Below are 6,536 nucleotides of genomic sequence, written 5' to 3'. Positions count from 1 at the left end.
AGGCCGAGACGGCCGTCGGCGAGCACCCTGGCGATGATCTGCAGCAGATCGCTGAGCCGCGCCTCATAGGCATCCGGCTCCGCATGCGCCGGCTGGCGGCGGTTGAAGGCGAGCAAGGCCGGCCAGCTCGCCGGATGCGCTTCCACGAAGCCGGCATAGGCACGCGCCAGCGCCAGCAAGCATTGCCGCGTGTCGGTCACCCCCGCCTTATTGAGTTCGGCCATCGCTGCGGCGCCGGCTTCACCCAGCCGATCGAGCAGCCGCATGTTCACGGCGCGATGCAGGTCGTCGATATCCCGGAACAGATTGTATATGGAGCCGACCGCGATGCCGGCCTCGGTGGCGATGGTCCTGGCCTTCAGGTTCTCCGCCCCGCCGGCTTCGATCAGATTCTCCGCGATGGCGATGACGCGCTCGCTCATCTCTTCCTTGTCCAGTGCCAAACCTTGTCTCCGCATCATCTCCGCCGCCTCTCGGGCGCGGCAACGGATGCCGGTTTACCATAATCCATTCTGCATGAACAGCGTTCAAAAAGCATCTTGAACAATGTTCATTTTCTGCTACATTTACCCTTGTGAACAACGTTCATAAAGGGAGAACGAACAAATGCTCAGTCTTATCAGGACATTGCTGGATGGCGCCGGCGCCAAGGCCGAGGACCGGCTGAAGGACCAGTTCGCCGTCGATCTTCTCGCCCAGCGCATCCGCGATGCCGAAGCCGGCCTCGCCTGCGCCAAGCAGACGCTCGCCTCGCTGATCGTGCGTCAGCGCGCCGAACAGGCCAGCCTCGACCAGCTCGACCGCCGCATCGCCGATCTGGAGACGCGCACCCGCAGCGCCCTTGCCGCGGGAGCCGAGGCCCTCGCCCACGATGGCGCTTCCGCCATCGCCGAACTGGAGAATGAACGCGAGGTCCGCCGCGGCACCGTGCGCAGCCTGACCGAGAAGACCTTGCGTATGCGCCTGTCGCTCGAACAGGCGCACCGACGCATCGTCGACCTCAACCAGGGCATGATCTCGGCGCGCGCCATCGACGCCGAGCAGAAGGCGCAGCGACGCCTGAACCGTTCCATCGGCCGGACGGCCAGCCTCAACGAGGCAGAGGCGCTGCTCGCCCGCATCCGGGAGCGCGGCGACCCGTTCGAGGAAGCCAGCATCCTCGACGAGATCGATGCCGGCCTCAGCCAGGAAGCCATCCGCGGCAAGCTGGAGGAGGCAGGCCACGGCCCCTCGACCAAGGTCCGGGCACAGGACGTGCTCGAGCGCCTGAAATCCACGCACTGATCCACGAAACCTACTTCACATACCAAAGGGAGAACGACAATGAACGCCAATCAGACCTACATCATGTTCAACACCATCTCGGTCGGCATCGCCTATTTCATGCTTGGCCTGTCGCTGTGGCTCGCTCCGGTCGACCTGTCGACCAAGGGCTATTGGGGCATGGGCGTGCTCTTGCTCACCGGCAGCCTGGTCAACCTCGTCAAATACCGCACCGACGAGCGCGTCGCCGCCGAGACGACCGCCAAGATCGAAAAGGCGCGCAACGAAAAGCTGATCAGCGAATATGTCGGCAAGGAATGACGCCGGCAGGCACGTCCCAGATACGTGCGGCTCCAGCAACGAAAAAAGCCCGGATCTTCCGGGCTTTTTTGCGTGGGTTGCTGGCGGCTTCAGCGGCGCGACAGCGCTTCAAGCGCCGCGGCGGCATCTTCCAGGATGCTCATCGCTTGCGCCTGCTTGTCTTCCGGCGCGTCGACGATTTCGCTGAGCGCCGCGCGCAGCCGGTGGCGCACGGCACGGAACGCATCGCGCTTTTCGTGGCGCCCGCGGTGCCGGCCGCCCTCCTCGCTATCATCATTCCAGCCGAACCAGTCGCGCGCCTTGGCCATCTTGCGGCCGAAGCGTTCGAGATGGTCGAGCACGTGGTCGATCATCTCGCGGTTCTCGTCGAGATGCGCCTGTCCGGCCTCGGTGATCGAGAACACCTTCTTGTTGCCCTCTGCCGAGGAGATGGCGTAGCCCGCCTCTTCCAGGAAGGTCAGCGTCGGATAGACCACGCCCGGGCTTGGGCTGTAGATGCCGCTGGTGCGCTCCTCCAGCGCCTTGATGATGTCGTAGCCGTGGCGCGGCGCCTCGGCCAGCAGCGACAGCGTGATCAGCTTGAGATCGCCGTCGGCCAGCATGCGCCCGGCGCGGAACATGTCGCCCGGGCCGCCGCGGCCGCCGCCCCGCATGCCCGCTCCGAACGGACCGAAACCGCCGCCGCGACCGCCGAACTTGCCGGCCATATGCAGGAAAGCGCGCTCGGCGCGCTCGCCGAAAGGATGATGTCTGTGCATGGATTGCTCCTTGAGTTATGTCTTACGATATATCTCAATTAGGCATGCCACCTCGTCGAGTCAAGATATATCTTACGATGTATCTGAAAACAGCGCCAGCGGGATTGATTTCGCAAACGCCCGCCGCTAGAAGGCGCGCGAGGGTCGACGACCGCTCCGTAAGCGTCTGACGTCAAGCAACGCATCCATCCCCGGTCGTTCCGGGCAATTGCGCCGCAAGCGGCCAACGGATGCCTATGCGCTCGACCGGACACTTCAGGGAAAATCCCAATGACCACGACCCGCAAGCGCGGCAGACTGCCCGCGCGCTATGCCGCTGTTCTCAATCCGCTGGTGCTGTCGCTGTTGATAACCTTCATCGTCTCGTTCATCTCGACGCTGAAGAGCCTTGGGCTTCAGCCCGGCCTGCCGGCCGTCTGGCTGACGGCCTGGGGCCTCTCCTGGCTGGTGGCGTTTCCGACGCTGCTCATGGTTCTGCCGGTGGTGCGCCGCATCGTCGGCTGGCTGTGCGAACCCGCCTCCAGATAGCCGGCAAGGCCCGGACCGGATCCGGGCCTACCCACATCGGTGAGCCCTTCGTCTACCAGCGGCCCTTGCGCCGGTTCCACGCGTAGAGAAGATCGGCGAAGCGATCATAGGCAAGCCGTGTCAGCGGCAGCAGGAAGGGGTTGCCGAACAGCGCCGCCAACCAGCCTTCGCCCGGCGTCCTCCGCCACACCGCGATTGCGACGTCGGCGCCGACCAGCAGTCTGCCCTCGGCGTCGGTGGCGTGCAGGCGGCGGCGGATATCCTCCAGCGAAGCGCCGTATCCGGCGAGCGCCGCCGGCTCAAGATTGATGTCGCGGAATTCGATCCGGCCCGCCTTAACCACCTCGACAAGCTGGCGCTTTTGCCTGCCGATGCCGGCATCGCAGACCGGGCAGCGCGTGTTGTACCAGACAGTCAGCAGGGGCTTCGACATGGCGCGACTATCGGCGAGGCGGCACGGCCCCGCAATATGACGCAGCGCCACGCAGACCCGCGCCGCGCCGAGCGCTACCCAAGCGAGGTGATAATCTCGCGATAGGCGAATTCCGGGAATGCCTTCAGGGTCCGTGTCCTGACACTGCCGCCCGCCGCCAGCATCAGCGCGAAGCGCGCGATAACCGCGTCGTCCGGCGCCTCGACCACGGCCACCATGTCGCAGTCGCCCATGGTCAGATAGAACGCCTTGAACGATCCGCCCATCTCGCCCAGCTGTTTCTTGGCGGCATCGAGCCGCTTCGGTGACTCGCGCACATTCCTGGCGCCCTGCTCGGTCCAGTTGAGGAGCAAGATGTAAGTCGTCATGGCATACCTCCCTCCGGCGCCACGGAGCACGGCGATCAAATCGCCGGGGCGGGCATCCGGTTTATCGCCCGGAAAATGCATCCGACGCGCGAAGTATCCTCCTGGCCGCTGTCACGGGCAAGAGCAGCGGAGCCATCTACCAGAATGAAAAAGGGCGCCAATGGCGCCCTTTGGATTGCGTTGGCTTGCCTGCCTCAGCTATCGAGGAAGCTTCTCAGCTTGCGCGACCGGCTCGGGTGCTTGAGCTTGCGCAGCGCCTTGGCTTCGATCTGGCGGATGCGCTCGCGCGTCACCGAGAACTGCTGGCCGACTTCTTCCAGCGTGTGATCGGTATTCATGCCGATGCCGAAGCGCATTCTGAGGACGCGTTCCTCGCGCGGCGTCAGCGAGGCGAGCACGCGGGTCGTCGTTTCGCGCAGATTGGCCTGAATCGCGGCGTCGATCGGCAGGATCGCCATCTTGTCCTCGATGAAGTCGCCGAGATGCGAATCCTCCTCGTCGCCGACCGGCGTTTCGAGCGAGATCGGCTCCTTGGCGATCTTCAGCACCTTGCGCACCTTCTCCAGCGGCATGGCCAGCTTCTCGGCCAATTCCTCCGGCGTCGGCTCGCGGCCGATCTCGTGCAGCATCTGGCGTGAGGTGCGCACGATCTTGTTGATCGTCTCGATCATGTGCACCGGAATGCGGATGGTGCGCGCCTGGTCGGCGATCGAGCGGGTGATCGCCTGCCGGATCCACCACGTCGCGTAGGTCGAGAACTTATAGCCACGGCGGTATTCGAATTTGTCGACCGCCTTCATCAGGCCGATATTGCCTTCCTGGATCAGGTCGAGGAACTGCAGGCCGCGGTTGGTGTACTTCTTGGCGATGGAGATGACGAGGCGCAGGTTGGCCTCGACCATTTCCTTCTTGGCGATCGCCGCTTCGCGCTCGCCCTTCTGCACCTGGTTGACGATCTTGCGGAATTCCAGGATCGAGATCGCCGTTTCGGTGGCGAGGTTCTGGATTTCGGAACGCAGGTCGCGGATGGCGTCCTTCTCGTTCTTGGTGAATTCCTTCCAGCCGCGCGAGGTCAGGTTGGCGATCGAGCGCGTCCAGTTCGGATCGAGCTCCGAGCCCTGATACTCCTTGAGGAATTCCTCGCGGCGCACGCCATAGCTTTCGGCCAGCCGCAAGAGTTTGCCCTCGTTCTGTACCAGGCGCTTGTTGATGTCGTAGAGCTGCTCGACCAGGGCTTCGATGCGCGCCGTGTTGAGCGACAGCGACTTCACCGCCTTGATCAGCTGATCCTTCAGCTCCTTCAGCCGGCGGTCCTGGCTGGGCGACAGCGTACCGGCCGCGGCCAGCCTGTTCTCGACCTGCTGGTCCTGCAGCTTGCGCAGCTTCTTGTAGGTGTCGGCGATGACGTCCAGCGTCTCCATCACCTGGGGGCGCAGTTCCGCTTCCATCGCCGCCAGCGACAGGCTCGCCTCGTCCTCGTCGTCCTCGTCTTCCTCCAGTCCGCGCGTGTCGCCGCCGACATTGGTGATGTCGTCTTCCTCGTCGCGCGCGGCGCCCCGGCCACGCGGCTTTTCGTCCGCCTTGGGGACTTCCTCGATCCGCTCGACCACCGGCGCCTGCTTGGCTTCGGGCCCGGCATAGGTGGCTTCCAGATCGATGATCTCACGCAGCAGGATCTTCGATTCGTTGAGCTCATCGCGCCAGATGATGATGGCCTGGAAGGTCAGCGGGCTTTCGCAGAGCCCCGCGATCATCGTCTCGCGGCCGGCCTCGATGCGCTTGGCAATGGCGATTTCGCCCTCGCGCGACAGAAGCTCGACCGAGCCCATCTCGCGCAGATACATGCGGACCGGATCGTCGGTGCGATCGGTCGGCTCCTTCTTGGTGGTCGTGGTGGCGACGGCGGTGCCGGTCTGCTCGGCGAGTTCGTTGGCGTCTTCCTCGGCGTCCGCGCTCGTATCGGCGGCCTCGGACTCCTCGCCCTGCTCGTCGTCCTCGACGACATTGATGCCCATATCGGAGAGCATCGCCATCGTGTCCTCGATCTGCTCGGAGGTCACTTCCTCCGAAGGCAGCACCGAGTTCAGCTCGTCCATCGTAACGTAGCCGCGCTTCTTGGCGGCCTTGATCATCTTCTTGACAGCATCATCGGAAAGGTCGAGCAGAGGGCCATCGGTGGCGCCTTCGCGTTCGGTCTCGACCTCTTCCTTTTCCTTTGTCGCCATTCTTTGTCGTCTCCAAGCGGCCTTAAAGCGGAGCCGCGTAAGCTGCAGTGCCGGTCAAATCGGATGCGCTCGCACCAGAACGCTCTTCACCGGGCCAGTAACCGCATCTCTCGTTAAGTCCAGATTAACCCTGATATCTGTGGCAGGCCTTTTGCCCGTCCAGTGACCAGCACCCGGCATCTCTCAATTTTCCCGTCGACGCCTGGCACGGGTTAATATTTCGAATCGTCCTGATTCCGCCATTCTGCCAGAAGGTCAAGCGCCTCTCGCATGATTCGCATGAAAAAAGCGAATCAATTACCCGACTTAGAGGCGTCGATTCGACGCGGGGACATTTCCATTTCGCTCTTTGGACGGAGTTTGGACCCTATACGCGTCCGACTCTGCCCGAGGATACGCCAAACCCTTCGATCAGCGCTTCCGTTGCCTGTACATCGTTGAATTGCGCCTGAATCTCGATCAGATGCCGGAAATTTTCGTCCGAGGGATCCGCGTCGAGCGCTGCCTGCGCCTGTTTCAGCTCTCTATGTAAGGTGCGCGCGCTGCGCTGCAAGTGCAGCGCCTGGTTGAAGGCGTCGCGGGCATCCTCGAGCGCGGCGGTTTCGAGCGCCGGCCACTGCCGCGCGCGCTTGATCAGTTC

Annotated in this window: 8 protein-coding genes and 1 pseudogene; 3 read left to right on the top strand and 6 right to left on the bottom strand. The window is 63.5% G+C overall.

Features of this window, described 5'->3' with window-relative positions:
• Positions 1 to 443: TetR/AcrR family transcriptional regulator (locus EN780_RS24700; protein ID WP_133372699.1), on the bottom strand; the 443-nt coding region annotated here is incomplete at its 3' end.
• Positions 444 to 606: 163 nt separating this feature from the next.
• On the opposite strand from EN780_RS24700, the gene EN780_RS24695 reads away from it, so the two are divergent.
• Both EN780_RS24695 and EN780_RS24690 read left to right on the top strand, forming a co-directional pair.
• Positions 607 to 1,284: a PspA/IM30 family protein gene (locus EN780_RS24695; protein ID WP_128275579.1), complete on the top strand. Its 678-nt coding sequence runs from the start codon at positions 607 to 609 to the stop codon at positions 1,282 to 1,284.
• A gap of 39 nt (positions 1,285 to 1,323) precedes the next feature.
• Positions 1,324 to 1,584, top strand: a complete 261-nt coding sequence (locus tag EN780_RS24690) for a YiaA/YiaB family inner membrane protein (protein ID WP_126058794.1) — start codon at positions 1,324 to 1,326, stop codon at positions 1,582 to 1,584.
• An 89-nt stretch (positions 1,585 to 1,673) separates the two neighbouring features.
• Here the strand turns inward: EN780_RS24690 and EN780_RS24685 are convergent, their stop codons facing one another.
• Positions 1,674 to 2,342, bottom strand: coding sequence for a PadR family transcriptional regulator (locus tag EN780_RS24685; protein WP_127308809.1), 669 nt, complete (start codon positions 2,340 to 2,342; stop codon positions 1,674 to 1,676).
• Between the two features lie 270 nt (positions 2,343 to 2,612).
• On the opposite strand from EN780_RS24685, the gene EN780_RS24680 reads away from it, so the two are divergent.
• Positions 2,613 to 2,870, top strand: a complete 258-nt coding sequence (locus tag EN780_RS24680; RefSeq protein ID WP_128275578.1) for a DUF2798 domain-containing protein — start codon at positions 2,613 to 2,615, stop codon at positions 2,868 to 2,870.
• A gap of 52 nt (positions 2,871 to 2,922) precedes the next feature.
• Here the strand turns inward: EN780_RS24680 and EN780_RS24675 are convergent, their stop codons facing one another.
• From EN780_RS24675 to EN780_RS24660, 4 genes and pseudogenes are all read right to left on the bottom strand, one after another.
• A complete protein-coding gene (locus tag EN780_RS24675; RefSeq protein ID WP_189556701.1) occupies positions 2,923 to 3,303 on the bottom strand; it encodes a DCC1-like thiol-disulfide oxidoreductase family protein in 381 nt (126 codons plus the stop codon).
• A 74-nt stretch (positions 3,304 to 3,377) separates the two neighbouring features.
• Entirely contained in the window at positions 3,378 to 3,671 is a 294-nt protein-coding gene (locus EN780_RS24670; RefSeq protein ID WP_127284282.1) for a GYD domain-containing protein, read from the bottom strand.
• 194 nt (positions 3,672 to 3,865) lie between these two features.
• Complete coding sequence (rpoD, locus tag EN780_RS24665; protein ID WP_128275577.1) at positions 3,866 to 5,896, bottom strand: RNA polymerase sigma factor RpoD; 2,031 nt, start codon at positions 5,894 to 5,896, stop codon at positions 3,866 to 3,868.
• Positions 5,897 to 6,263: 367 nt separating this feature from the next.
• Positions 6,264 to 6,536: pseudogene (locus EN780_RS24660) on the bottom strand (DNA primase); the annotation flags it as partial.

Source organism: Mesorhizobium sp. M4B.F.Ca.ET.089.01.1.1 (genome assembly GCF_004022605.1).
Lineage (GTDB): Bacteria > Pseudomonadota > Alphaproteobacteria > Rhizobiales > Rhizobiaceae > Mesorhizobium > Mesorhizobium abyssinicae.
Note: the sequence above shows the minus strand (reverse complement) of the source record. Positions and strands in the feature narration are given on the sequence as shown.